General features: G+C 41.7%; 25 protein-coding genes and 1 pseudogene. 8 read left to right on the top strand and 18 right to left on the bottom strand.

Features of this window, described 5'->3' with window-relative positions:
- Positions 1-5: 5 nt before the first annotated feature.
- The 7 genes and pseudogenes from rho to pyrB form a co-directional block, all read right to left on the bottom strand.
- Positions 6-1,409, bottom strand: coding sequence for a transcription termination factor Rho (gene rho, locus EHQ62_RS07755; RefSeq protein WP_015676048.1), 1,404 nt, complete (start codon positions 1,407-1,409; stop codon positions 6-8).
- Between the two features lie 142 nt (positions 1,410-1,551).
- Positions 1,552-2,751 (bottom strand): helix-turn-helix domain-containing protein, encoded by a 1,200-nt coding sequence (locus tag EHQ62_RS07750; protein ID WP_135641638.1) that lies wholly within the window; start codon positions 2,749-2,751, stop codon positions 1,552-1,554.
- A 47-nt stretch (positions 2,752-2,798) separates the two neighbouring features.
- Positions 2,799-3,437, bottom strand: coding sequence for a hypothetical protein (locus EHQ62_RS07745; RefSeq protein WP_135641636.1), 639 nt, complete (start codon positions 3,435-3,437; stop codon positions 2,799-2,801).
- A 1-nt stretch (position 3,438) separates the two neighbouring features.
- Positions 3,439-4,431 carry an adhesin OmpL37 family surface protein gene (locus EHQ62_RS07740; protein ID WP_135641634.1) on the bottom strand — a complete coding sequence of 331 codons (993 nt, stop codon included), beginning with the start codon at positions 4,429-4,431 and terminating at the stop codon, positions 3,439-3,441.
- Between the two features lie 52 nt (positions 4,432-4,483).
- Positions 4,484-5,710: an LL-diaminopimelate aminotransferase gene (locus tag EHQ62_RS07735; protein WP_167482858.1), complete on the bottom strand. Its 1,227-nt coding sequence runs from the start codon at positions 5,708-5,710 to the stop codon at positions 4,484-4,486.
- A 3-nt stretch (positions 5,711-5,713) separates the two neighbouring features.
- Positions 5,714-6,061: pseudogene (locus EHQ62_RS18555) on the bottom strand (DUF2203 domain-containing protein); the annotation flags it as partial.
- Positions 6,054-6,986, bottom strand: coding sequence for an aspartate carbamoyltransferase (gene pyrB / locus EHQ62_RS07730; RefSeq protein WP_135641630.1), 933 nt, complete (start codon positions 6,984-6,986; stop codon positions 6,054-6,056). The gene pyrB and the pseudogene EHQ62_RS18555, both read right to left, overlap by 8 nt.
- A 66-nt stretch (positions 6,987-7,052) precedes the next feature.
- On the opposite strand from pyrB, the gene EHQ62_RS07725 reads away from it, so the two are divergent.
- Positions 7,053-7,466, top strand: a complete 414-nt coding sequence (locus EHQ62_RS07725; RefSeq protein WP_039927955.1) for an acyl-CoA thioesterase — start codon at positions 7,053-7,055, stop codon at positions 7,464-7,466.
- Here EHQ62_RS07725 and EHQ62_RS07720 read toward each other — a convergent pair.
- From EHQ62_RS07720 to EHQ62_RS07700, 5 genes are all read right to left on the bottom strand, one after another.
- The gene (locus EHQ62_RS07720; protein ID WP_135641628.1) at positions 7,450-8,046 is read right to left on the bottom strand and encodes a UbiX family flavin prenyltransferase; all 597 of its coding nucleotides are present in this window, start codon (positions 8,044-8,046) and stop codon (positions 7,450-7,452) included. The genes EHQ62_RS07725 and EHQ62_RS07720 overlap by 17 nt on opposite strands.
- Positions 8,043-8,954: a UbiA-like polyprenyltransferase gene (locus EHQ62_RS07715; RefSeq protein ID WP_135641627.1), complete on the bottom strand. Its 912-nt coding sequence runs from the start codon at positions 8,952-8,954 to the stop codon at positions 8,043-8,045. The genes EHQ62_RS07720 and EHQ62_RS07715 overlap by 4 nt, the downstream gene beginning before the upstream one ends.
- Before the next feature lie 802 nt (positions 8,955-9,756).
- Positions 9,757-10,398: an endonuclease III domain-containing protein gene (locus EHQ62_RS07710; protein ID WP_135641625.1), complete on the bottom strand. Its 642-nt coding sequence runs from the start codon at positions 10,396-10,398 to the stop codon at positions 9,757-9,759.
- A 26-nt stretch (positions 10,399-10,424) separates the two neighbouring features.
- Positions 10,425-10,715, bottom strand: coding sequence for a 50S ribosomal protein L28 (gene rpmB, locus EHQ62_RS07705; protein WP_135641623.1), 291 nt, complete (start codon positions 10,713-10,715; stop codon positions 10,425-10,427).
- Positions 10,716-10,733: 18 nt separating this feature from the next.
- Entirely contained in the window at positions 10,734-11,498 is a 765-nt protein-coding gene (locus EHQ62_RS07700; protein WP_135641621.1) for an LOG family protein, read from the bottom strand.
- 34 nt (positions 11,499-11,532) lie between these two features.
- Here EHQ62_RS07700 and EHQ62_RS07695 point away from each other — a divergent pair, with 34 nt between their 5' ends.
- Positions 11,533-12,363 carry a hypothetical protein gene (locus EHQ62_RS07695; protein ID WP_135641619.1) on the top strand — a complete coding sequence of 277 codons (831 nt, stop codon included), beginning with the start codon at positions 11,533-11,535 and terminating at the stop codon, positions 12,361-12,363.
- Here the strand turns inward: EHQ62_RS07695 and EHQ62_RS07690 are convergent.
- Together EHQ62_RS07690 and EHQ62_RS07685 are read right to left on the bottom strand one after the other, a co-directional pair.
- Positions 12,332-12,541 (bottom strand): hypothetical protein, encoded by a 210-nt coding sequence (locus EHQ62_RS07690; RefSeq protein WP_135641617.1) that lies wholly within the window; start codon positions 12,539-12,541, stop codon positions 12,332-12,334. The two genes, EHQ62_RS07695 and EHQ62_RS07690, sit on opposite strands and share 32 nt — an antisense overlap.
- Positions 12,542-12,600: 59 nt before the next feature.
- A complete protein-coding gene (locus EHQ62_RS07685; RefSeq protein WP_135641615.1) occupies positions 12,601-13,497 on the bottom strand; it encodes an aldose 1-epimerase in 897 nt (298 codons plus the stop codon).
- 55 nt (positions 13,498-13,552) lie between these two features.
- On the opposite strand from EHQ62_RS07685, the gene sppA reads away from it, so the two are divergent.
- From sppA to EHQ62_RS07670, 3 genes are read left to right on the top strand one after another with little or no spacing between them, the layout of a single operon-like run.
- Positions 13,553-14,551 carry a signal peptide peptidase SppA gene (gene sppA, locus EHQ62_RS07680; protein WP_135641613.1) on the top strand — a complete coding sequence of 333 codons (999 nt, stop codon included), beginning with the start codon at positions 13,553-13,555 and terminating at the stop codon, positions 14,549-14,551.
- Between the two features lie 18 nt (positions 14,552-14,569).
- Positions 14,570-15,997, top strand: a complete 1,428-nt coding sequence (locus EHQ62_RS07675; RefSeq protein ID WP_135641611.1) for an MBOAT family O-acyltransferase — start codon at positions 14,570-14,572, stop codon at positions 15,995-15,997.
- Positions 15,963-16,676: a hypothetical protein gene (locus EHQ62_RS07670; RefSeq protein ID WP_208720645.1), complete on the top strand. Its 714-nt coding sequence runs from the start codon at positions 15,963-15,965 to the stop codon at positions 16,674-16,676. The genes EHQ62_RS07675 and EHQ62_RS07670 overlap by 35 nt, the downstream gene beginning before the upstream one ends.
- A gap of 58 nt (positions 16,677-16,734) precedes the next feature.
- On the opposite strand, the gene EHQ62_RS07665 is transcribed toward EHQ62_RS07670, so the two are convergent.
- The 3 genes from EHQ62_RS07665 to EHQ62_RS07655 all read right to left on the bottom strand — a co-directional run bounded on the left by EHQ62_RS07665 (position 16,735) and on the right by EHQ62_RS07655 (position 20,865).
- Positions 16,735-17,175, bottom strand: a complete 441-nt coding sequence (locus tag EHQ62_RS07665) for a tetratricopeptide repeat protein (protein ID WP_135641609.1) — start codon at positions 17,173-17,175, stop codon at positions 16,735-16,737.
- Between the two features lie 313 nt (positions 17,176-17,488).
- A complete protein-coding gene (locus EHQ62_RS07660; protein WP_135641607.1) occupies positions 17,489-19,906 on the bottom strand; it encodes a penicillin-binding protein 1A in 2,418 nt (805 codons plus the stop codon).
- A 5-nt stretch (positions 19,907-19,911) separates the two neighbouring features.
- The gene (locus EHQ62_RS07655; RefSeq protein ID WP_425269534.1) at positions 19,912-20,865 is read right to left on the bottom strand and encodes an MBL fold metallo-hydrolase; all 954 of its coding nucleotides are present in this window, start codon (positions 20,863-20,865) and stop codon (positions 19,912-19,914) included.
- 58 nt (positions 20,866-20,923) lie between these two features.
- Between EHQ62_RS07655 and EHQ62_RS07650 the strand changes: the two genes are divergently transcribed.
- From EHQ62_RS07650 to glyA, 3 genes are read left to right on the top strand one after another with little or no spacing between them, the layout of a single operon-like run.
- A complete protein-coding gene (locus EHQ62_RS07650) occupies positions 20,924-21,748 on the top strand; it encodes a rhomboid family intramembrane serine protease (RefSeq protein WP_135641714.1) in 825 nt (274 codons plus the stop codon).
- Positions 21,745-22,614, top strand: a complete 870-nt coding sequence (locus EHQ62_RS07645; RefSeq protein WP_135641604.1) for a lipoate--protein ligase family protein — start codon at positions 21,745-21,747, stop codon at positions 22,612-22,614. Before EHQ62_RS07650 ends, EHQ62_RS07645 begins: the two co-directional genes overlap by 4 nt.
- Positions 22,611-23,861 (top strand): serine hydroxymethyltransferase, encoded by a 1,251-nt coding sequence (glyA, locus tag EHQ62_RS07640; RefSeq protein WP_135641602.1) that lies wholly within the window; start codon positions 22,611-22,613, stop codon positions 23,859-23,861. The genes EHQ62_RS07645 and glyA overlap by 4 nt, the downstream gene beginning before the upstream one ends.
- A gap of 4 nt (positions 23,862-23,865) precedes the next feature.
- On the opposite strand, the gene EHQ62_RS07635 is transcribed toward glyA, so the two are convergent.
- Positions 23,866-24,657: an NRDE family protein gene (locus EHQ62_RS07635; RefSeq protein ID WP_135641600.1), complete on the bottom strand. Its 792-nt coding sequence runs from the start codon at positions 24,655-24,657 to the stop codon at positions 23,866-23,868.
- Positions 24,658-24,692: the final 35 nt, after the last annotated feature.

Raw genomic sequence — 24,692 nt, 5'->3', positions numbered from 1 at the left:
CCCTTTTAGTTCGTATTCATGCTGGCGAGGAATTGGTCGTTTGTCTTCGCGCCACGCATTTTTTCAATCAATAGTTCCATACTTTCGGTGATACTCATAGGAGAAAGTACTTTTCGGAGGATAAAAACACGAGTGAGCGTGTCTTGCGGAAGGAGGAGTTCTTCTTTCCTTGTCCCAGAGCGGTTGATGTCGATGGCAGGGAAAATCCGTTTGTCAGCGAGTTTTCGGTCCAAATGGATTTCCATATTCCCCGTTCCCTTAAATTCCTCAAAAATCACTTCGTCCATTCGGGAACCCGTGTCAATGAGGGCAGTGGCGATGATGGTGAGTGAGCCACCCTCTTCGATATTCCTTGCTGCACCAAAAAAACGTTTTGGTTTGTGAAGGGCATTGGAGTCCACACCACCTGAAAGGATTTTCCCAGAAGTGGGAACCACTTGGTTGTAGGCACGGGCAAGCCTTGTGATAGAGTCGAGGAGGATAACCACATCCTTTCCATGTTCCACAAGTCGTTTTGCTTTTTCAATGACCATCTCTGCCACTTGGACGTGGCGCTGTGCTGGTTCATCAAAAGTAGAACTCACAACTTCCCCTTTTACATGGCGTGCCATATCGGTTACTTCTTCGGGGCGTTCATCAATGAGAAGGACGATGAGAAAAATTTCTGGGTGGTTACGAGTGATGGCATTGGCAATGGATTGCATGAGAACCGTTTTACCAGTTCTAGGTGGCGCCACAATCAGAGCCCGTTGTCCCTTTCCGATGGGACACATGAGATCAATCACACGTGTGTCCAAATGGCTTGGATCAAATTCCATATTGATCCTTTCATTTGGATAAAGAGGTGTTAGGTTATCGAATAAATTTCTTTTTTGAGCGACTTCTACCGGAAATCCATTGATGGATTCCACTCGAAGCATCGCAAAAAATCGTTCTGCTTCCTTTGGTGGACGGATGAGACCAGTTACCGTATCACCTGTTCTTAGGCCAAACAATTTGATTTGAGAGGGTGAAACATATATATCATCTGGACCTGGCACATAATTGTAGTCAGGTGAACGAAGGAATCCATACCCATCAGGCAACCTTTCCATCACTCCAGCTGCATGCACTTGTCCGTCTTTTTCGGTTTGTGCTTGGAGGAGAGCAAACATCAAGTTTTGTTTTTTCAAACCATGAGTGTTTTCGACTCCCAAACCTTTCGCAAGGTCTGCCAGTTCATTGATGTTCTTTTTCTTAAGTTCAACTAAGTCAAGAGGTGGAGGGATGGGACCTTCGTAACGATTCTTTTTTTTCTTAAATTGTTTCGGTGGTTCGGAGGCATCGTCTTGGTCCATAATGCCATTTGTGTATTCGGTTGGTTCTTCAGGGGGATTAACTTGGATTTCTTCTTGTTTGCGTGATGCCATAGATTGTTCTACATTGATTTGTTAGAGTATTTGATAAAATTCGGGAAACCATTTGTGCAAGTTAAGTATGCAAGTGAAACAGCGAAGTGCGGAGGTGTTTTCTCAAACGGTAATGAAAAAATTGTTTTTCCGATCGTTTTCGTCAACGTCTTTTTTTTGCCTTTTTGGCCGCTTTCTTCGCGGATGGGCTCAGTTTCTTCGTATTCTTTTGCTTTTTCAGCGTTGGAGTGCTTTCTTTCCGTGTTTTAACAGCTTTACGCAGAGTATTTTTGGAATCCTTCGCTTGGGAGCCAGATTGTTTTTTGGTTTGTCCTTTTTTTGGGAGTGGTTTTTTTTCAAGAGTTCCCTGTTTTTCAGATCGTTTTCTTGGGATCACCAGTTTTTCTTTTTTATGATTTTGGAACCGTTCGGATAAATTTAAAAAACGAATTCTGTTTTGTAACGTGGTTCTTGGGATTCCCAGTTCACTTGCGGCATGAGAGATATTTTGTGAATTCCTTTGTAAGGATTTATGGATGTAGTGCGCTTCCATTTCCGCAAGTACTGTTTCCAGTGGCAATTTGGAATGGAAGGCCAAATCTAAATCAGGGAAATCTGATTTTCCTTTCCCAAAACCACTCACACTAGAAGTAAAATGGTACAAAAACCCCACTACTTTCTTTTCTTTTTTTAACGTGATGATCCTTACCTGTGATTGTAAATCAGGTAACATCGTGGTTAAAACACTTGTGTCCGCTTCTTTACCCAAACTCAAATCATGGTCTTTTAGGTAAGTGGCGAGAACTTCTCTATTTAAATTATGTAAAAACTTTTCTGCTGTTTCGATCGAATCGTCGAACAAAGGTTTTGTGAGAATATCCTTTTCAAAACTTTCGTTATAAAAAATAGTTCCACCTGTCACATCGGTTGCGATTAGGCCATCAGGGAAATGGGATAAGATGAGTTCCATAAACCACTGGACAGAATCTAAATTTTCCTTTTTTTTCTCTAGTTTGGATTCGATGGTTTCGAGTTTCGGATCCCGAATTTGTTTGGATTCTAATTTGGTAAAGGCAGCAAGAAATCTTGGTTTGTCCCAATTGTCCTTTTTTTCTCCATCGATGCCGATGACAGGGATAAGAGAAGACTCTTTGAAATATAATACCAAAGACTCACTGAGTTCTGTTTCTAAAATTTCGATTGGGATTTGGTCTAAGTCTTCTCTTTCTTTTCCAAGGTCAGATAATTCTCGGTGCACTCGTTCTTTGGAAAGTAAGCCGACAAGTTCTCCTTTCTCGCCTATGACGGGAATCTGAGTTGCCCTTGTGAGCAAAAAATGACGATAAAGTGATTCAAACTTCACTAAGCAGTCATTTTTTGAAATTTGGTGTGAATGAAAATGAAAATTTTTTAGTTTTCTTGGATCGAGGTTTGCTTTTGTTTATGGAGCCCCAACCAAATGGGTTGTACCCACGCTGCATCTGCAGATTGGTACGATTCAGGGATTTCTGTTTTTTGCGAACGTAATGTCAAAAGGCTATAAACTAGCGAACGTTTGTAGGTATGGAGCGAAAGTTGGTAATTGCCCGACAAAAAATATTCCTTTGCATGGTCTTTTTCACTTTTAGCCATCATCAGGTAACGTTGGATTTTTTCTTTTGTGTCCCACTCCAAACGAATGGAACCAGATTTTTCATCCGATTCCATTTGGATCCAGGTCCCCATGGCTTTTTGGTAGAGTCCATTGGCTTGTTCTTCCATGGGAATACAAAGTTTTCTTTGTGTGACAAGGATTTCCCCTTCTGCAAGGGTTAACATTTTTTCAATGTCGGCACGTTTCCCAACCCGATAGGTTTCTTCTACTTGGTCTCGCATTGTTTCCACAGAAGTTTTACCAATTTCTGGTTCGAGTTTTAGTTGTTCTTTGATGTCGAGAACAAGTGTGATTTTGCCATCCAATTGTTTTTTCCTTTCTCGGTATGACATTGTACTTTTGGCCACAAGTCCGAGAGAGAAAATAACTAGGATCACACTTGTTACAAACTTCATATTACTTCTTCTTTTCTTCCGGATAAATTGCTTTGCCGTTTTCATCAAATTTTGGAGTGGGAGGAACAGACTCACGTCTTGCACCTTCCGTCTCTTTGATTTGTGCATTTGCTTCGAGTAATAAATCCAATTTTTTGGAAGTGATGAATCCATAATTATCATCATGTTGTTCGAGTAAGTCCAAAGGTTTTGCATCAGGGTTACCTGGTGGAACAACCGTTCTTTCCATGCGTTTGTTTTCAATGAAGTTGATGAGTGTGTCTCTCACCTTTTCGTAGTTACGTTGTTTTTCTTCGTTACGAGCTTCTTTTAAATCTTCATTGGATCTGTATTGGTATTCTGGTTTGTCTTCATCAGGAGTTTTGCTGTAAATCATCGCGAGGATGGCAAAACGTTTTGCACGGCGGAGTGTCAAAATCCCTTCTTTGTAGAGCGTAAGTTTGTAACGGTATTGGTGAGGGCTGGAATTGAGTCCCGTTGTATAAAGGTCTTCCGAAGAACGAAGGTCACGAAAACCCAAACGTAATAGAGCTTTGGCGTTACTATCATTGGACCTTATGATGGCAGGTGCTGCTGCTTCGAGCAGGGCTCTCGCATCTTCAATGTATTTTTGGATGACAATCTCGAAGATGTTTTTGAGTTCCCCTTGCGCTTGGCGGAGTTGGCGAAACCCATATACATAGTTACTTTGTAAGTACCACATATTCCCGCTAAAATCCGATTGGTTAGCGGCTTTTAGGAGTTTGAAATAATCAAAATCCAAATTCTTTTTGGAAGGATCTGGGGTTTGTGTTCCTGGGCCTGGTTGTGCAGTGGTTTGTGCTTCTTCTTGGGAAGGGGCCAAATTGCTGAGTGCCACATTGATAAAATTTAAGTTTTCTTTGTTTTCAAAGATCAAAATCCCCAAATTCGTTTGTTCTGGAGATACTGCATTGATGTGGGAGATATTCCCAACAACCAGTGCAAAAAAGAGGATGAATTTCCATTTTCCCATAGCTCTACCTTGTTTTATATATCGGAGCTATGGAAAAAACCAGGACTAAATTTTACATTTTTTGGATGCGTTCGATGGCAGAAATGACATCTTCTCGTTTTCCAAAGGCTGAAAGTCGGAAATACCCTTCTCCAGCCGGTCCAAAACCAGAACCAGGGGTACCGACTACCTGTGCCTTTCCTAGGAGTTCGTCAAAAAATTCCCAAGATTTGAGACCCCTTGGGGTTTTTAACCAAATATACGGGGCGTTTGTCCCTCCGAATACTTTGTAACCCGCTTTGCCTAGACCTTCTCGGATGAGTTTGGCATTTTCCATGTAATAGGAAATTTGTTCTTTGATTTCCACTTGGCCTTGTGCTGAAAAAACTGCTTCTGCTCCTTTTTGGGTCACATACGATACGCCATTGAATTTCGTAGTGTGGCGGCGGTTCCATAGGGAATTAAAACTCACTTCTTCTCCAGACTTTGTTTTTCCTTTTAAGTCTTTTGGGATCACAAGGTAAGCACAACGTGTCCCCGTAAATCCGGCAGTTTTCGAGAAGGAACGAAATTCCATCGCCACTTCTTTGGCGCCTGGGATTTCATAAATGGATTTTGGGATTTCTGGGTCTTGGATAAAGGATTCATAGGCAGAATCATAAAGGATGATACTTCCCATTTTTTTGGCATAATCCACCCATTCCGTGAGCCGAGCCTTCGTTGCCACCATCCCCGTTGGGTTATTTGGGTAACATAGGTAGATGATGTCTGGTTTTTCTTTTGGAAACTCTGGTTCGAAGTTATTTTCCTCAGTTGCCGGCATGTAGATGATATTCGCATAACGTCCATCAGGTCCGACTTCTCCTGTACGGCCAGCCATCACATTGGTATCGACATACACTGGATAAACGGGATCCACAACGGCAATTTTACTATCGAGTGAAAAGATCTCTTGGATGTTTCCGCAGTCACATTTGGATCCATCTGATACAAAAACTTCGTCTTCTGCAATTTGGACACCACGAGCAGTGTAATCATGTGCTATGATTTTTTGAATGAGAAAAGAATAACCTTGTTCTGGTCCATAACCATGGAAACCACCTGCACTTCCCATTTCCTTTGCTGCATCCACCATAGCATTTACAATCGTTGGAGCCAAAGGTAGGGTTACGTCCCCGATTCCAAGTCGGATGATTTTTGCATTTTGGTTTGCATCGGAATAAGCTTTTACCCTTCTCCCAATTTCAGGGAATAAGTATCCCGCTTTTAATTTTAAATAGTTTTCATTTATCTGAGTCATTTTCTTCTTTTTTTCCTCTATGAGTTTTCTCGATCTAAATCCTTCATGATAACCATGTTCGTATAACACATCTTCTTCGCCCCATGTCCAACAATAAAACCCGTTGCCATGATCAAAGTCGACAAGCCACAAACCTTTTACATCAATTTTCAAATTTAAAATTTCGTTTGTCCAATGTTTGATGATGTCTCCAATTTCATCCTCTTTGGATTCCAAAATATTCTCTGGTAACATTTTGTTTCGTACATCATCTGCAAGCACACTTGCTTTTAGATAATATTCTTTGGTGATGTCACGTACAAGGGGAAGGACTTCCCTTGCCTCTTCCAAAGTCCAAATTTTTTTAGTCAAAATTGACTCCAAGGCTTAAGCAAAGTAAAACCATTCTCACAACCACTCCATACTTCGCCTGACGGAAGTAAGCTGCGTTTGGCAAATCATCCACATCCGTGGAAAGTTCGTTCACCCGAGGGAGTGGGTGGAGGATGGTTGTGTCTTTTTTGGAGGCAAGGACTAACTCTTTATTCACTTTATAAATATCTTTTAGTTTTTCATACTCCCTATGGTCAGGGAATCTTTCTTCTTGGATCCTTGTGACATAGGCAACATCAGCATCCCAAATCGCTTTGATGTCTGTGGTTTCCTCCCAAGTCATGGGAAAACCTTCTAAGTTCTTTTTGTACTTATCTGGGAGTTTGAGTTCTTCGGGGCTAATCAGGTACAAATGCACTGGGTAATGCCTGAGTAGGTTGATAAGAGAATGGATGGTGCGACCATACTTTAGGTCCCCAATAAAGGCAATGTTTAGGCCATCAATTTTCTTTTTTTCAGAAACGATGGTATACAAATCGAGAAGGGCCTGTGTGGGGTGTTGCCCTGCCCCATCCCCTGCATTGATCACAGGGATGTTCACAGCACCTGCAGCAATCCGAGAGGATCCTTCCACGGGGTGGCGGATGACAGCGATATCGACATAGGCCTCGATCATCTTCATGGTATCATAGAGAGTTTCTCCCTTCGAAATGGAAGAAAACTGAAACCCCACAGTGGAAATGAGCCTGCCCCCGAGCCTTTCCATTGCCGCTTCAAAACTCATCCTGGTTCGGGTACTCGCTTCAAAAAAGAGGGAGGCAAGGAGTTTTCCATGGAGGATTCCAAACGCTTCTCCCGTTTCGTGTAACACACTCATTCGGTTTGTTTTTTCGATTAAGAAATTGAGGTCTTCTTTGGAAAATTGTAGGGTGTCTAGGATGTTTTTGTGGGAGTATGCGTACATAGATCGGAAATCTTTTCTCTAGGGTTTTTGGTATCGAATAAATCGAAAACATATTTTTTGGTATTTATGGTCGAGACAATTCAGAACAAACTCCTGGATATGGAACTTGTCACCCAACACTTGGTCCAACCAGACGATTTAAACTACCATAACAATCTTTTTGGAGGGAAAATGCTCTCCTGGATTGATGAAGGGATGGCAATGTATGTGATGAACAAAATCCGTTACACAAACATTGTGACCATGAGTATGGACAATGTGGTGTTCCGTTCCCCTGCCCGGGCAGGTGACATCATCCAAATTTACGGAAAAATTGTAAAATATGGAAAATCTTCGGTCACTTCCAGAACCCTCGCCATCACAAACAACCCACAAACGGGAAAAATGTCTGCTGTGATTGAAAGTGACATCACCTACGTATGCTTAGGTGAGAATGGGAAACCGACAGCCTACTTTCGTAACTTCACCCCTCCCACTTAGGGAAAAGGGTTTGAGAATGGCCGAGTAAATTCAAAATCCTTCCTGCAATGAAATCACCCAAGTCATCCAATGTTTTTGGCATTTGGTAAAACCCAGGGGATGCAGGTAGGATGATGGCACCGGCTTCATCCAAGTCTAAGAGATTACGAAGGTGGATGCGGTTGTAAGGAGTTTCTCTTGGCACAACAATGAGTCTTCTTCTTTCTTTCAGAGTGACATCAGCCGCACGTTCAATGAGGTTTTCGGTAAGACCTGCTGACATCGAAGCCACAGTTTTCATGCTACAGGGAATGACAACCATCGCATCCCACACATTGGATCCACTGGCAATATCTGATCCAATGTCAAAAAAATTACGCACATGGAATTTGTGTTTGGGTTTTAGTTTCCACTTTTCTTCCACAAAGGACAATATGTCTTCGGTTGTTTTAACACTTGTTTCATACTCTTCTGAAAAGATACGAAGGGAAGCGGGGCTTGCGGTGATATATGTTTCCCCATCCAATTCATAAAGAGCTCTTAAAAATCTTGCGGCATAGATGCTACCACTCGCGCCCGCAAGACCCACAACCAGTTTCATCGAAAACTGATCCCAGAGGATATCTTTAATAAAAACTCATTCCATTTGTCAAAGAGAATGGCTAAAAATAAAACCACACTAATCCAAGAATTGATTTGGTAAAAAATAAGTGGTAGGTCCTTACGTTTGAATTGGTAAGAAATCTTATGTTCATACAAAACCAAAATTCCAATCACAGAAAGGATGAGAAAGTACATAAACCCAAGTTCCGCACTGATCCCAGCCAAGATAAAAAATACAAAAGACAAACTATGTAATACCACAGCGATGATACGAGATTTGGTTTCTCCTAGTTTTGCCGGGATGCTATGCAGATTTTCTTTGGTATCAAAGTCCATGTCTTGGATTGCATATAACACGTCAAAGGCGGCTATGTGAAACAAAAGTCCAAAAGAAAATAAAATCGGCACAAGGCTTATGGTTTCCGTGATGGCAATCCAAGCTCCCAAGGGAGCAAGCGAGATGGCAAAACCCAAAACCAAATGGCAAAACAAAGTGAAACGTTTGGTCAGTGAGTACAAAAAGAGGATAAAAAGTGCCGGGAATGAAAGAAGAAATGCCAGTTTGTTTACAAAGAAACTGGCAAAGATAAAAATAAATGACGATAACCCAATGAAAAGGAGAGCCGATAGTTTCGAAATTTTCCCAGCAGGGATTTCCCGATTTTGGGTGCGTGGGTTTTTTTCATCAATTTCAGAATCCACATACCGGTTAAAGCCCATGGCGGCACTGCGTGCACTCACCATACAAACAAGGATGAGGGCTCCAACCCGAAGTAAATCTCCTGTATCCAGGCTCGATTCTAGGTAAGCTAAGACAAAACTGATCCCAGCGAAGGGCAAAGCAAAAAGTGTGTGGGAAAATTTAACCATTTTAGCGTAGAGAAATAGATTTTTGAAGAAGTTCATGGCATCCTTTCTGCCCTTAGTTTAGACAGGCGGTAGGTTTTTTGGTTCATTCTGTTTCGAATTCTTCCGTTCTTAGAACCAAGGTCACAAAATATGAATATCCGTCTTTCCTTTCTTGGAAGATTCACCCTATCCATTTTGACAATTGGATTATTTCTTTCGATTTCGGTTTTATCTTCTCATGAAAGTTTGGAAGACAGGCCACTCCGCCTGTTTTTCCACTGCGGAAAGGACCTGTTCACAAAGATGGATGAGGAAGGCAGAGGGGGTCTCAGTGCCTTACTCGGGTTTGTGGAAAGAGAAAAAATGGATTTGGATTTAAAACGGGGGAAAGGGTACATGTTGTACCCTTTTGGTGCCAAAGACAAACCACTGGAATTTCCTTTTGATGGATTCAACCTCACGAAAACCATTGAGATGGAACATGGCCCCGTCAAACTGGGTTTAGGTTCCATTGATGGCCTTGTCAATGCCAAAAACATAGAAGATTATGATGGTTGGATTGTCTATGTAAGCCCTGAAGAAGAAATCAAAATCCCAATGATCCCAGGTAGGAACGACCCAAACCTTCCCATCTTTTTACTGGTCGAAAAAAAACCACAAGCACGGTTTCGTTACCTGGCAAACGTCCACCAAATTGAATGCCCAAAAGAGTATGGAAGGCTTGGCACCTTAAATTTGTTTTACCGCAAACGAAACCTAATCCGGTTGGATTATAAAGTGGAATCCATCAATTTAGTGGATCGCAATCGTTCTTGGAAACAGAGAAAGGAATCGGAAACAGAAGAAGGTTTGGAAAAACCTATTCCGAATAAGAAGGACATAGGGAAGAAAGAGGGCAATCCGAACAATATGTACGGCGAGCCTGGCAATACTTACGACCGAGAAATATTAGGTAAAGAGATAGGTTTCGGCAAATTTCCTTAGGGGTCATTTTCATCATCTCTCGTTCAATTTGTACGGGATCGTTTTTTTTGGTAAACCCGAGGCGTTTGGTAAGCCGTTTTACATGGGTATCCACCACAAATCCCTCCACCACTCCATAAATTTCTGCAAGCACTACATTTGCGGTTTTCCTCCCGAAGCCAGGGAGACGAATCGCTTCTTCCATGGTCCTTGGAAGTTCCCCCCCAAATTCAGAGAGAAGCATCTTGGCAAATCCTTGGATGCTTTTGGCTTTGTTTTTATAAAACCCAGTGGAGAAAATTTTTTTTTCAATCGCAGCAAGTGGTGCTTTGGCAAAGGATTCTAGGGTTGGGAAGGTACGAAAGAGTTCGGGTGTGACTTGGTTCACACGTTCGTCTGTGCATTGGGCACTCAGAATGACGGCAATCGCCAGTTCGTATGGTTTGGAAAATGTGAGGGGGGTTTCCACGACACCGAATTCCGCCTCAAGTAGGCGGTAAACTTCGGTGGTAGTTGGTGTTTTTTTGGATCGTTTCAATCCACAAACAATCTTAAATCGTTGGTTTAAGCTGTCGGTGCCGTTTGTGCTTTCGGTGTGATTCCTACGTATTTTTTCGGAGTGATGGCAGTGATGTCACCGCCGTGGTCTTTGATTGCCACTTTCAAACCTTTTTTACGAAGGGTTCTCAAAGCACGTGTAGAAATCTTAACGCGGACCCAACGGTTCTCGTCTTCCAAAAAGATTTTCTTTGTGATCACATTCACCTTCCAGATACGGCGATTCTTTTTATGAGAATGGGATACGTTGTTCCCTGCCGTTGTTCCTTTTCCGGTTACTACACATGTTCTAGCCATAATTATTACCTTGTTTCGCTATGTTTTTGTACCCTCAGAATGGGTCAATTCGAAACGAATCTTTTCCTGAAAGAATCGGAGTGCTTCGATGGGAGTGTCTGCATAACCAAAAAGATGTAAGTCTTCTTCGGATATGAGCCTCATCTCCGCCAATTTTTTGAAATTGATGACTTCTGACCAAAATTTTTTTCCATAAAGCAGAATGGGAATTGGGCTTTTTTTCCCTGTTTGGACAAGGGTTAAGGTCTCAAACAATTCATCGAAGGTCCCAAACCCACCTGGGAAAGCAATCATACCCCGGCAGGATTTCATAAACCAAAGTTTTCGCATAAAAAAATAATGGAATTCAAAGGTGAGTTCTGGGTTCACATAGGGATTCGGTTGTTGTTCGTGAGGGAGGACGATGTTTAGGGCAACCGATTTGGACCCTGCTTCTTTTGCCCCTCGGTTCCCTGCTTCCATGATCCCAGGCCCCCCACCCGTGCAGATATGGAGGTTACGATCAGGGATTTCTTTTTTTAAAACCTCTGCCCATTCGCTGATCAGTTTCGAGAATTCTCTGGCTTCTTCATAGTAATGGCTTAAAGCGGAAAGTGGAAGATGGGAGTTTTGGCCTTTGGTTTCAGGAGAAGGAATCCTTGCAGATCCAAACACAACGATCGTATCGGTAATCCCATGTTCTTTCAATTCTGCCTTGGGGTGCAGGTACTCGGATAGGATGCGAACGGGACCTGCTTCATTCCCCCATAAAAAACTTTGATTCTCAAAGGCTAATTCATTCATCTTGTTATCATAGATCGACCGATTGGTATTAAAAATGTGGAAATTCCCAAAAACTTACGAACTTACGATTTCCTTCGAACACCTCCCCATCCCAGAGACAAAATTAAAGGAAACGATCCTCGAATGGGAAAACACGAAGCTTTCGTTTTTGCGACCATTTTGGGTTTTGGATTGGAAAACAAAACCAGAAGCTCTTGGCAATAGCAGAGCCACTCTTACTTTGCAATCGGAACTAAAAAACTGGGACAAAGTTTTGGTTCTTTTTTTCCCAACTTGGTTTGAGAAGGCAAATAGAGAACGACTAACAAATATTTTACGAGAAAAACTTCCAGTCCCACAATCGCCGAGCAAACGGATTTCCGTTTGGCAAAAAATAAAAACCTATGGGAAGGAACCAGTCCAATTGCTCTTGGGTAACCTTGTGATGGTCAAAGCAAGTTTGGAAATGGAAGGGATCGAAACCTTGGATCCCTCCCGCCATCTCCAAATCCATGAGAATGCTTCACACATCATTCTTAGAATCTCATACCTAAAAAATATCCAATACCGATTCCACCAAAAATCCTTCCAACCACCTTACCCAAAATTTGCGGAGTGTTATATCCAAACAAGAGACAAACACACTGACGAAAGTTTAGGCAAGGTATTCTATTCTTTTTTAGGATACCTACTCGAGAAGGAATCAGACGAATACTTGTTAGCTTATTTTGGATTCCAACCAAAGGTTCCGAAGTCCATTAGAGAAAGGATTCCCGATGAAATTTGGAAAACTCTGCCCGATGGACCAACAGAGAATTGGGTTGCTGCCAATTTAAAAGCGGAAGAACTCGAATTTAGGCCTGTCTACCAGGTTTCCACTTCTTAGCAGCATCATCTAAAATGATGAATCTTGAATTTTTACCAATCATCACCTCATTGATTTTTTTATCTTGTAAGGCTCGGTAAACAGAAGTTCGGCTAGTGTTTTTCTTTTCAGCGAAGTATTTGATTTCCAAAAGATTTTTACTAATCTGTTTACAAGTATTCACTAGTGCATCTGACATGGGGGGACTATCCTCTTTTTTTTCTTAGACAGTTTGTTCGATAAAGAGAATGATTTTTTTTAGAATTGATCCAAACGAATCGAAAATTCGATTTTTTTTTCGGATTCTGCCTTCACGATACTAGGACTTGCACCAGGAAAATGTAAAAAGTTTCCTGTGCTTGTCATGGGTTCGATGGCAATGGACTTTCGATCTTGCGGTGTGAACACTTGGTAAAAGTTTCCACCACTGATGATTAATTTTTCCTTTTTGTTCATCGAAAAAAGTCCTATATAAGGGACTGCTTCACCTTTCGCCACGTACAAATCGTCAAAATTTTTTCCACCGAGTGGGATTTCTGAATTGATGACGACTTCTTCAGTTAACACTCGTTCGGGCAATAAATAGTCTCCCAATTTGATTTGGTGGAATCCGGAACCAATGAGGAATAAATCATCAATCGTTTCCTCTTCGTGTAAGCGAAAGTACGGATGGATTCCGAGAGCAAATGGGAAGTCTTCTTTTGACTGATTTTCCAATTCATAGATGATTTTTAGTTCAGTTGGCGTGAGTTCGTAGACCTCTCTCACTTGGATTTTGGAAAGTAAGGTGCCCTTCCAAGACTCTGGGATTTCGATTCCAAATTTCACAAAGGATTTTTGGTCCGTTTCTTTTTCCTCCAAAACAAATCGAGGCAAATTATGAAAGAGACCATGGAGTGAGATCCCATTCCCATCGGTAAGCCAGTGTACACTCGGGTAAAATGGTTCCCTTGCCCAAGGATTGGGTTCTAAGCGGTTGACCCAAGGAAACATCAAAAAGGAACCCGAAGCAAAAAATGGGTCGGGGGGTTTGTGGCCTGCAACAACAGAAACTGTGGATCCATCTACGGGAGAATGTAGGTGCAAATGGAGCCATTGCCCTCCCCCAGTCGGTTCTGACCCAAAACTAGAATATTTAGTTTTCAATTGGTGCAAGATTTATCTCCCAAAAATGATTGAAGTCAGAGTTTACGATCTTAGAAAGGTTTGTATGCCTTTAAGAAAGTTTGGTCTTTTTAGTTTAGTCGTTCTTCTTTCGGTTCTTTTTACAGAATCTTGTGTGATCGGAAACAGTATGAACTTGTTCCCAACAACAACTAAGTCTGAATTCGAAGAGAAACTCATCGCAGGAAAGGATCAAGAAAAAATCGTAATTATCTCGATCGAAGGGATGATTTCTGATGAATCCAAATCATCCTTTTTTGGACCAGCCTCCGACTCCATGGTGGTCCGAGTGAAAGAATCCTTAAAACGTGCCGAAAAGGATGCTGATGTCAAAGGTGTGATTTTAAAAATCAATTCACCTGGTGGAACGGTGACTGCCAGTGACATCATCTACCAAGAAATCAAAAAATTCAAAGAACGAAAAGGAATCCCTGTTTTTGCAGGATTTATGGATACGGCCGCAAGTGGTGCCTACTACATCGCCATGGCAACAGATTCCATCGGTGCCCACCCAACAACTGTTACAGGCTCTGTAGGGGTCATCATGTCAGGGATCAATGTGAAAGAAGGTTTAGACAAACTGGGAATCAAAGACCAATCCTTTACTTCTGGTCCAAACAAAGCACTTGGTTCTCCCACAACGGAGATGACATCCGAACAAAGAAAAATTTTGCAATCCATCATCGATAGTTTGTATTCCCGTTTTTTTGATGTCGTTAAAAAAGGACGTCCCAAAGTTTCAGAAGCAAGACTCAAAGAAATTTGTGATGGAAGGATATTCACGGCAGAACAAGCACAAAAAGAAGGGATGATCGACTTTATTGGTTACTTTGATAACTTTGTGATCGAACTCATGAAACACCCAAGATACGAAGGCAATCCACAAGGTTCCCCTCGGATTGTAACCTACCAAAGAGGAAAAGTTCCTGTTGAAAATATTTACCAAGCAACAGATGCCAAAGGAAATCCTATTTCATTTGGAATCGCAGACAAACTTCTTGGTGGTGAAACCAACGCAAAGTTTTTATACCTTTGGGACATTTGAGTTTAGGTTACCAACTGCATGTTATTTAATTCGATTCCTTATTTATTTTTATTTGCATTCACATACTTAATCTATTGGAACATACCACAAAAGGGGCGTAAACCCCTACTTGTGGTTTCTTCCTTATTGTTTTATGCATACTTTAGTTTTCCATTTTTATTCCACTTCCTTCTTGTCATCTTAATCAATTATGCTTTCAGCGAATGGATGTTTCGCAAAAAAGAGAAAGGGGAAACATTCGATTCCGTTTTGTATACAATTGTTGTATTAAACGTAATCAATTTAGCGTTTTTTAAATACTTTTACTTTATCACCGATTCTTTGTACGGCTTAACTGGTTATCCAAGTTTTAAAGAAATCTCTGGTTCATGGAGTATCTTTTTACCACTAGCCATTAGTTTTTATACCTTCCAAATCATCGCAGTGCAAGTGGACATCTACCGAGGTGTCATTGAAAAACGAATGTCCACTGTGGATTATTTTTTATTCATTTTGTTTTTCCCTCAACTGATTGCCGGGCCCATCATGAGGTCTCAAGATTTCCTTCCGCAACTGGACAACCCTACGATCGATGAAGATCGAATGAAGAAAGGGATTTTTCTCATCATCGGTGGATTATTTAAAAAGGTAATCATTGCCGAAAACATTGCTCCGATCATCGCTCCCCTTTACATGGACCCTGCAAAGTATGATAGTTTTTCGATCTTTTTTAGTGTCCTTGCCTTTGGTATCCAAGTGTATTGTGACTTCTCTGGTTATACGGATATGGCAAGGGGATCGGCCAATTTACTTGGGTATGAAATTCCTGAAAACTTCCAAGGTCCATTTTTATCGCAGTCCTTTCGTGAACTTTGGAGCCGTTGGCATATCACGTTATCATCATGGTTACGTGATTACATTTATATCCCACTTGGGGGAAGTAAGGGATCCATTTTCCGTTCCAATTTAAATTCTTTTATCACGATGTGCCTGGGAGGTCTTTGGCATGGAGCCAATTGGGCATTTGTGATTTGGGGAGCCTATTTAGGTGCCCTTATCTGGATCGAACGATCTTTGTACTTACACCGTGGCAAAAAGAAATTCATTCCCGACACCTTCCCCATGGCAGGTTTCATCCGCACCATCGTGATCTTTATCATTTTTACTTTTTCGGGAGTATTTTTCAGGGCGGCAGCAAGGGGTTCAGAATCTTTAAACGTAGCCTATGAAATCTTCAAAGGGGTTTTGACCTTACGCAATACTGGTGATACCCTTAGCCGAGTGGATGAACTTCCTACCTTCATTGCCCTTGGCCTTATGTTCAACTGGTTCCAATACTCTCCTTTTGTGTATGAAAAACTAAAACCATACCAGAACATATTACTCCCCATTTTATCCGTTGTGATTTTACTTTTACTCGGAATTTTTGGAGATGGTGGGCAAGATTTTATCTACTTCCAGTTCTAACGAAAAACAAAAACGGGGGCCGATTGGTTTCCAAAAGAAAGCTGTATCCCTTCTTTTGGTGGCCCTTGTTTTAGGACTCGATGCCTGTACACCCAAGATGGGTTGGATCCGCACTCTGCCTCCTTCCTTCCCTAGAGACATTGGACTTCCATTAGGTTATTATGACAGGCCAACGGAAAAAAAATCGGCAATGGGTTCCAAATCCTTCCATTTGCATTGGAAAGAAACCATCCAAATCCTATCAGAATCGGAATTCAAAAAGACCTGGCGGGAGTGGAAGGTATACGAAGACCATGTCCAATTCCGCCAAATCATTGGCAGAGGCCAGTTTGAAAAATCAAAGGATTGGGTTTTACTATCCACAAAAGAACTCAATACAAAAGAATGCCGTGTGGAAGGGAAACCAAAGCGAATGGCAAAACAGTTTGTGCCAAAGATTCCGTGTGAAACGTTTTCTTTGGATTCTACCAAGGAATTCCAACACAACCTACTCTACTATTATGATGGGAAGTCTTTGTACCCGATGCAATATGAATCAGGGTATGAGGAAGCAAACTTTGGCATTGCTTGGGAATCTGATGAACCCTATACAAAAACTAAATTATTCGAAATTGCAAAATTGAAGTATGGAAAAAAAGAATTCCAACCCCACGTGTATCATCACGTGAAGTTGGATTGATTCGAAGAAGAATCAAAAAAAGGGTAACCATCTCTAGAAAGAATCATAACAATTGATTTTAACGGGCAGCAACCACCGCACAGGCTTTCGCAAATTCCTTTGCTTCCATTTGTGCTTTTTCTTCGTATTTCACGATTCCGTGGCTACGGAATGCTTCACTTGCTTTTTTTGCATAGAGTGATGCTTCACAAAAATTACCGGCTTTTGAATACGCTTGGCTTGCTAAGTATTGGATGGATGCAAAACTTTTATGAGATTTCATCCCGATGGCTTCTCTGATTTTCAGAGCACGATCATAATGAGTGGAAGCTAAATCAAATTCACCAATTCCTTCCTCTTCGTTTGCCATTTTGACAAGTTCATTTGAGATCACGACAAGGGTTTCGTTATCGTACTGTTCGATTAGGGATGCCACTTCTTCGTTCGCGAGCGTTGCCTCTCCTGCAAATGCAGAGTAGTTGAGTAGAGCGATGGTCATGGTTACGAGTAGCTTTTTCATATTCCCTCCGAACTGCTGTTCAAGAGAAAGGATGCAACTATCGTGCCAAATCGCGATTTGCCTCCAAAAGCTGGTTCCTATGGGTTTTAGCACTTGGATTTGCCAAAAGGATCAGGGAAAAAAGAGGAAATTGCTTAAAAATGATACAAATTGAGTGGTTTGCAAGAAATTGACTGCAAAAAGGGCGGTGGCGAAAAAACACCGGAGGGGTTTTTCTGTGGAAAGACTTTCTTGCCTGTTTGAGATCCAGGCAAGGTAGGTGTTTGGTTTTCGGTTGGGAAATATCGCGAAAGGATCTTTGGAAAGAGCTCCCTTATTTCAATTCCTCGTCTGTGATTTCCAATTCTCTCTGTAAGAAGTCATTTAGGTCCATAGAACGGTAGTGGTCTCTATCTCCGTCACATTGGCGCCCACCAGGAACAGCCAAAGTGCGCCCAGCTATGGTGATGGGTTTTAAGAATAAATTGCCTGTAAGAGGGCAATTTGGTCCTGGAGAAAGGCCATTGAAGGCGCAGGTTGCCCCTTTCACCACATCGGAAGGGATTTCTTCTGATTTTCCGTTTGGATAAAAACTTGGGTATGGGCCTTCGTTATAAAACCTGGAATACATTTTCCCCCAGATGGGAGCGGCAACCCCAGCAGCGGTCACTCCTTTCCCAAGAGAAAGGGAAGATTTATCAAAACCCATCCAAACTATGGATGTGTATTTTGGGTCAAAGCCAGCATACCAAACATTGGTGTAAGAAGAAGTGGATCCTGTTTTACCACCAGATTCCCCTTTATAGTTCCCTTTATCAGAAGCTCGGAGTGCTTGGGTTGGAGTTCCACCCATTGCCACACCAATTAACATCTGTTTGATAATATAAGCAGTTGCTTCTGGAATGATTTGGATGGTTCCATTTTTGGCTTCTTCTGCCAAAGTCTCTTGCACTTCTTTTTCTTTATTGTAAACAACGGTTCCACTTTGGTTTAACACATAACGAACGCTAAAAGGAATTACATCTTTTCCTTTATTGGCAAGGATTGAGTAACCAAGGGCCATTTCATAAGGTGTGAGCTCTGCCACACCTAGTGCAAGAGCGGGGCCTGTTGGGAAACGAGACTTGTTTGTTTTCGTGACTTTGGAGGCAAAATCGATAACAGAGTCTGTTCCTGTTCTCATAAGAACTTGGACAGAAACAATATTGAGTGATAGAGACAAGGCTCTTGAAAGGGGAACCATCCCACGGAAGTCTCCAGAGATATCTTGCGGTGAATAACCTTCCCCTTCTTCCGTAATGGTGGTAAGTGGAGCATCCATAATCCCTGTTCCCGAACCTACTGCTCGGTTTTGGATCGCTGCTGCGTATACAAATGGTTTGAAAGCAGAACCAGTTTGGCGTCTTGCTTGCATGGCTCGGTTGAATTGGTTTTTCGGTGAAAACCTAGACCCACCTACCATAGTTTGGATGTACCCTGTTTGGTGGTCAATGGTGATGACGGCACCTTCCACATGTAAGTTGGAAGAGAATACAAGAGATGATCTTTGGAATTCTTTGACAGCAGCACTTTCGTTTTCGGAAGGAACAAAATCTGTTAAAAGTTCCAATGCAGGTGCCATTTCCTTTTCTAAATGCAAACGAAAGACTTGTCTATCATCTAGGCTTGTCACATAAGGAACACCAACAGGGAAAATGGAACCAAACAAATTGTATAACGAAACAAGGCCACGGTCAGCACGTCCCGCATAACGAAAGTTTGCACCAAAGGCATATTTATCTTGTTCGATAAGCCCTTTGCGGAGTTCTTCATCAGCGATTTCTTGTTTTCTTACATCTAAAGTGGTATAAACACGAAGACCACCAGTATACAATGCTTCTTCACCCAATTCCTTTTCTAAAATTTGGCGAACCCACTCCGTGAAATACGGAGCCCTGTTGAGTTTGGCACCCCATGTGGAACGTGATGGAGATTGTGTGATGACCACTGGCCAATAGCGGTCCCAAAAATCATCATGGATCTTTTGCACTTGGTCTTTTGGGATAAATCCATTTTTTGCCATAAGGCCAAGCACTACCATATGGGCTTGTTTGGCTTCTTTTGGATTTTTGAAAGGAGAGTACGTTACAGGTGCCTTGGGAAGCCTTGCAAGCATTGCCGCTTCCGCAATACTTAAGTCCCTTACATCTTTTTGGAAATAAACATTGGCCGCAGATGACAATCCTGTTGTTCCATGTCCCAAATAAATTAAGTTAAAATAAATTTCCAAGATTTCTTCTTTGGTGTATTCTTGTTCGATTTGTAAGGTAAGAAGTGCTTCTAAGAATTTACGACCAAAGGTTTTTTTCCGTTGTTGCAAAATGGTTTTTGCCAACTGTTGTGTTAAGGTAGATCCACCTTGGACAATTCGTCCTGCAAAAATATTTTTAATGGCAGCACGAACAATGGCCAAAAAGTCGATTCCAAAGTGATTAAAAAAGTTATCATCCTCAACAGATAAAAATGCATGGATCACATGAGGAGGGATATCACTGTATTTTAAGAGTTCTTGTTTGTGTCGGTATAACTCTGCAATGAGCACACCGTTTGTGTCATAAAGTTTGGTAGGCGTTGTGGGTTGGTAGGAAGCAAGTTTTTGTAATTCTTTTCCTTTGTTCACCTCAGAGAGGATGTAACCAAAAAATAGTCCACCAAGTAAAGCAATGCTAAAGAATGTTGTGATGGTGATACGTAATGTTTTTTCTTTGTTCATAGTCATTATAGATGGAATCTAAGTCCTTCTCTCGCTAAATGAATTTTTAATTTTTTTTCACCTAATTGCTGTTTGTGCAATATGGCACTTTCATAAATATCATAAATTTTTTCGTCGGAATAACTTGGTTCGTGGTGGGTGAGCACTAAGTTTTTAACACGCCAAGACGAAGCACAATTCACTGACATCGTATAAGCCGTATGACCCCAATCAAATTTGGAAAATGATTCATCCAAGGTATACTGTGTATCTAAAATCAATAGGTCAGCATCAGCAAAAAATGGCAAACACTCATGGATGAGGTCCATGTCTGCCCCGGTGAACTCAGCATCCGTTGCAAAAATAAAAATTTTTCCAGCACGGTTTGTGAATTTGTACGCAAACGAACCACCAGGGTGTTTGAGTGGGTAACACTCCACCTTTAGCCCCGAAGGAAACTCCAAAACGTCCCCAGGGAAAAACAATTTGAACTCTTTGGCGGAACCAGTTCCCTCCAAGGGCACAGGGAAAAACTCAGGTTCTTGTTGCCTTTGTAAGCGTTTTTCTAAGTCAGAATACGGGGAGTAAAAATGCAGATGGAAATCTGGAAAATAAATGGGTTTGAAAAAGGGAAGGCCCTGGATGTGATCCCAGTGGGTGTGGGTAATGAAAAACGAAACTGTTTTTTTCAGTTGGTTTGTGAAGTATTCCGAAACAAGTTCATCCCCTAAATTGCGGAGTCCCGTTCCCATATCCAAAACATAGGTTTCCCCATCATCATCCGTCACCGAAACACAGGTTGTGTCAGATCCTGTGACAAATTTCAAATGGTAGGGAAGATTTTGCCAAAACTCGTCCGCAGACCCTTCAGCCCCAGATTGTTTGTAGAGGTCTAGAATCTCAGTTATCTTTTTGCGGTAGTCTTGGTTTCGGAGTGGGCTCGCTATGGAACCGCGGACTCCGTAGAGTTGCACAATCACTTCCTCGATGCTAGGAAATCGACTTTCCTTGTCACTCAAGATTTACGATCTTGAATTTATGGCCTCTCGTACCCCAGGATATGAACTTCGATTTGGACCACCCATGGTTCCCGTAGTCCGCACTCTCATTTTCATCAATGTGATTTGTTTCATTCTGCAACTTTTGACAAAACTCACCTTACAATCTCCCTTAGCAGAACTCTATTTCGGACTCTCTCCAGAACTTGTATTCCGAGGTTGGGTTTGGCAACTTGTGAGTTATGCCTTCTTACATGGAAGTTTTTTACACATCCTTTTTAATATGTTAAGCCTTTGGATGTTTGGATCCGAACTTGCTGAAATGTGGGGGGAACGTGCTTTCCTTAAATTTTATTTTTTCACTGCATTTCTTGGTGGGATTGGAACCATCACCGCTCAATTTTTTGGAATCCCACAAGGAATCGTTGTCGGGGCCAGTGCCAGTATCTATGGCCTCCTTGTTGCCTATGGGATGACTTGGCCCAATAGAGAACTTCTCGTTTTTCTCATCTTTCCGATGCGCGCCAAATACTTTGTGATGATTGTGATGCTTATGGTTCTTTTTGCCCAAGGAGAACGAGTGGCTCACTTTGCCCATTTGGGTGGTGCCATTGGTGGTGTGATCCTAATGAAACTCTACACAGGTTGGCGTGGGACCAAATCAACATTACCCTCTTGGTCTTTATCGCGATACTTACAAAAGCGTAGGTTTATGCGTTACCAAGAAGAAATGGCAAAACGAGAAAATGCCAAAACCAAAGTGGACGAACTTTTAGAAAAAATTTCCAAAAACGGAATGGAATCCTTATCTAGAAAAGAACGAAAATTTTTAAATGAAGCTTCCCAAAAATACTTCAACGAGTGAGTTCTAAAGTATTTTTCTTTCCACCTACCCCGCCTAGATCGCCTTACTACAATTTGGCGATCGAGGAATCCATTGCTGTTCATATGGTAAAATCAAATATCACAGCAGGGATCCGTTTATGGAAAAATCCTGATTCCATCATCCTTGGTTTATCCGAAAACCCTTACCGAAATATCAAAGAACATGTGGTAAGTGCCTACGAAACGGAAGCGAAAAGGAATGGGTTTGGCAAAAAACCAAAACCAAACTTTTGTTATATTGCCAGGCGGGCCTCAGGTGGTGGGACAGTCTTCCATTCATTGTCAGGAAATATCAATTATTCTTTGTATTTTAATTTAGAAGAAAGAAAGGAACTTTTTCCGGTTAAGGATAGTTACGACCATATTCTAGGTATCATCTCAAAATCATTATCACCCCAAAACATCCAATCGTATCCGAAGGGAAAATCGGATCTTGTTTTGGAAAAAGATGGTGTGTTTAAAAAAATTTCAGGTAATGCACAGTTTCGCAAACGAAGTTGCATCGTCCAACATGGAACTTTAATTTTAGAAGAGAGTTTGATTGGCAAAGTTGCAGAAGTACTCCACCACCCTCCGGAAGAACCAGATTACCGCAAAGAAAGGACACATAAGGATTTTTTAACCTCTCTGCCTCCGTTTTTTTCCGAAGAAAAATGGGCCATTGATTTGGTTCAGGAGGTTTTCCTATATTTAAATTTGCCCTCACCCACCGATTTTTCAAAAATTTCCTTCTTTGGCAGGGACTTTTCTACTTTTCGGAAACAAGTGCTCAGAGAATCTGAAATTATTCGCAAGAAGAAATACCAAAATCCAGACTACACACTCCACAGAGAAATTCCGACATGAGTTATTTAGAAAAACAAGATCCTGAAGTTTACGCCGCCTTAAAAAAAGAAGACGAAAGACAAGAACATTCCCTCGAAATGATTGCGAGTGAAAACTTTGTTTCCCGTCCTGTTCTCGAAGCTTATCATTCTACACTTACCAATAAATATGCGGAAGGATATCCTGGAAAACGATACTACAATGGTTGCGAAAATGCAGACAAAGTAGAAGAACTCGCAATCGCTAGAGCAAAAAAAATGTTCGGTGCTGAATATGCAAACGTGCAACCACATAGCGGTGCACAGGCGAATATGGCCGTTTTCCTTGCTACACTTGAACCTGGGGATAGTTTCCTTGGGATGAATTTAGCACACGGTGGCCACCTAACTCATGGTAGTGCAGTGAACATCAGCGGAAAGTATTTCAAACCAATCCCTTACGGAGTGGATGAAAAAACAGAAACCATCAATTACGATGAAGTGGCAAAACTTGCCAAGGAACACAAACCAAAACTCATTGTTGTAGGCGCATCTGCTTACCCACGTATCATTGACTATAATAAATTCAGAGAAATTGCAAATGATATCGGTGCCAAGATCATGGCTGACATTGCACATATCTCTGGTTTGGTGGTCGCTGGAGAACACCCAAGTCCAATCGGTGTTTGTGATTTTGTGACTACCACAACTCACAAAACCTTACGTGGGCCAAGGGGTGGACTCATCCTTTCCTCGGCAGAGAATGAAAAGGTATTAAACTCACGAGTGTTCCCAGGGATCCAAGGTGGCCCACTCATGCATGTGATTGCCGCAAAAGCAGTTGCTTTTGGAGAAGCACTCCAACCTGAATTCAAAACCTATATCAAACAAGTGGTGAAAAACGCAAAAACACTCGCAGAGGTTTTCCAAAAACGAGGTTTCCGCGTGGTATCGGGTGGGACTGACAACCACATCGTTCTACTAGATGTATCGGTAAAAGGCCTCACTGGAAAAGACGCTGCCGATGGACTTGACCATATCGGTGTGACCGTAAACAAAAATGCCATTCCATTTGATAAAAATCCACCAGCGGTTGCATCGGGAATCCGACTTGGGACTCCCGCACTCACCACCCGTGGACTGAAGGAAAAAGAAATCGAAGCCGTTGGCAATTTGATTTGTGATTACCTAGAACATTTTGGTGATGTGTCTTACGAATCAAAAGTGAAACAAGCAGTGAAAGAAATCACAGATGCTTTCCCAATGAAAAACTTCCGATTGGAAAACTAATTTCCTAAAACTGCAAAACATTTCTCCGTTCCGTATATCCATCGGATAACGGATCGGAGAATGACCTTTCTACCATCTCGACAGAATCCTTTCCATAAAAAACAAGTGTTGATGCCCGTGTGCCGTAGTTAGGTGTTTTGATCCGCACAGACGAAAGGTATTTTTCTCGTTCTTTGCCAATGCCTGTATCAGGCAAAAGATGTTCTTCTTTCACAAGTTCAGAATCATTTAAGGAGGAAAACATTCCCACTTCGAGTTCTGGTTTTGTCATTTTACCATTGGTCCAATCGGATATTTTTTCGATGATTTGCGATTTCAATTTTTCTGTTTTGGGCCAATTTGTATTCCAACTGGCATTACTCACAGCATGGAATCCAGTTTCCACAAGTTGCGTAGAAAAGGGATCCCCGCCCACCGCAACTGCTTCCTTTCCATCAAAGAGAAACAAATTGAATCCTTCAAAATTTTCTCTTTCAGAATCCACTTGTTTTGCATACCCAATGGATGGTTCGGACCAGACTTCTAAAAACTGAGTCACAAGCCCTCCTCTGGATTTTGGATGGGGATGAGGGGGCTTTCGGAAATTGCGGACATTGGTAAGGAATGCAAGTTTTCCAACGGCATTCGCGCCAAGCCAGGTCCCACCTGCTTTTAAATCCTTACCAGCAAGGATGTTTGGATTTGTATCCCAAACATGTAACCCTTCCGTAGGCCGTTCAAAAAATTCATCACGATTGGATGCAATGACAAGGGGAAATTCAGGATGAATCCTAAGGGCGATCACAACTAAACACATCTCCCACTAAAACATTCCTCAGTTTGCCAAAAGAA

Origin of the sequence: Leptospira jelokensis (assembly GCF_004769635.1) — a bacterium.
Taxonomy (GTDB): Bacteria; Spirochaetota; Leptospiria; order Leptospirales; family Leptospiraceae; genus Leptospira_A; species Leptospira_A jelokensis.
The sequence above is the reverse complement of the archived record's forward strand: the minus strand, read 5'-3'. Positions and strand labels throughout refer to the sequence as shown.

Bases quoted from the DNA above. Each gene is read 5' to 3' on its own strand.
- EHQ62_RS07695 (WP_135641619.1), top strand. From the start codon at position 11,533: ATGTGGAAATTCCCAAAAACTTACGAACTTACGATTTCCTTCGAACAC.
- EHQ62_RS07700 (WP_135641621.1), bottom strand. From the start codon at position 11,498: ATGAATGAATTAGCCTTTGAGAATCAAAGTTTTTTATGGGGGAATGAA.
- EHQ62_RS07725 (WP_039927955.1), top strand. From the start codon at position 7,053: ATGGTCGAGACAATTCAGAACAAACTCCTGGATATGGAACTTGTCACC.
- EHQ62_RS07735 (WP_167482858.1), bottom strand. From the start codon at position 5,710: ATGACTCAGATAAATGAAAACTATTTAAAATTAAAAGCGGGATACTTA.
- EHQ62_RS07675 (WP_135641611.1), top strand. From the start codon at position 14,570: ATGTTATTTAATTCGATTCCTTATTTATTTTTATTTGCATTCACATAC.
- rpmB (WP_135641623.1), bottom strand. From the start codon at position 10,715: ATGGCTAGAACATGTGTAGTAACCGGAAAAGGAACAACGGCAGGGAAC.
- EHQ62_RS07670 (WP_208720645.1), top strand. From the start codon at position 15,963: ATGGTGGGCAAGATTTTATCTACTTCCAGTTCTAACGAAAAACAAAAA.
- EHQ62_RS07650 (WP_135641714.1), top strand. From the start codon at position 20,924: ATGGCCTCTCGTACCCCAGGATATGAACTTCGATTTGGACCACCCATG.
- EHQ62_RS07690 (WP_135641617.1), bottom strand. From the start codon at position 12,541: ATGTCAGATGCACTAGTGAATACTTGTAAACAGATTAGTAAAAATCTT.
- EHQ62_RS07740 (WP_135641634.1), bottom strand. From the start codon at position 4,431: ATGGGAAAATGGAAATTCATCCTCTTTTTTGCACTGGTTGTTGGGAAT.
- EHQ62_RS07660 (WP_135641607.1), bottom strand. From the start codon at position 19,906: ATGAACAAAGAAAAAACATTACGTATCACCATCACAACATTCTTTAGC.
- EHQ62_RS07745 (WP_135641636.1), bottom strand. From the start codon at position 3,437: ATGAAGTTTGTAACAAGTGTGATCCTAGTTATTTTCTCTCTCGGACTT.
- pyrB (WP_135641630.1), bottom strand. From the start codon at position 6,986: ATGTACGCATACTCCCACAAAAACATCCTAGACACCCTACAATTTTCC.
- glyA (WP_135641602.1), top strand. From the start codon at position 22,611: ATGAGTTATTTAGAAAAACAAGATCCTGAAGTTTACGCCGCCTTAAAA.
- EHQ62_RS07635 (WP_135641600.1), bottom strand. From the start codon at position 24,657: ATGTGTTTAGTTGTGATCGCCCTTAGGATTCATCCTGAATTTCCCCTT.
- EHQ62_RS07720 (WP_135641628.1), bottom strand. From the start codon at position 8,046: ATGAAACTGGTTGTGGGTCTTGCGGGCGCGAGTGGTAGCATCTATGCC.
- sppA (WP_135641613.1), top strand. From the start codon at position 13,553: ATGCCTTTAAGAAAGTTTGGTCTTTTTAGTTTAGTCGTTCTTCTTTCG.
- EHQ62_RS07665 (WP_135641609.1), bottom strand. From the start codon at position 17,175: ATGAAAAAGCTACTCGTAACCATGACCATCGCTCTACTCAACTACTCT.
- EHQ62_RS07715 (WP_135641627.1), bottom strand. From the start codon at position 8,954: ATGAACTTCTTCAAAAATCTATTTCTCTACGCTAAAATGGTTAAATTT.
- rho (WP_015676048.1), bottom strand. From the start codon at position 1,409: ATGGCATCACGCAAACAAGAAGAAATCCAAGTTAATCCCCCTGAAGAA.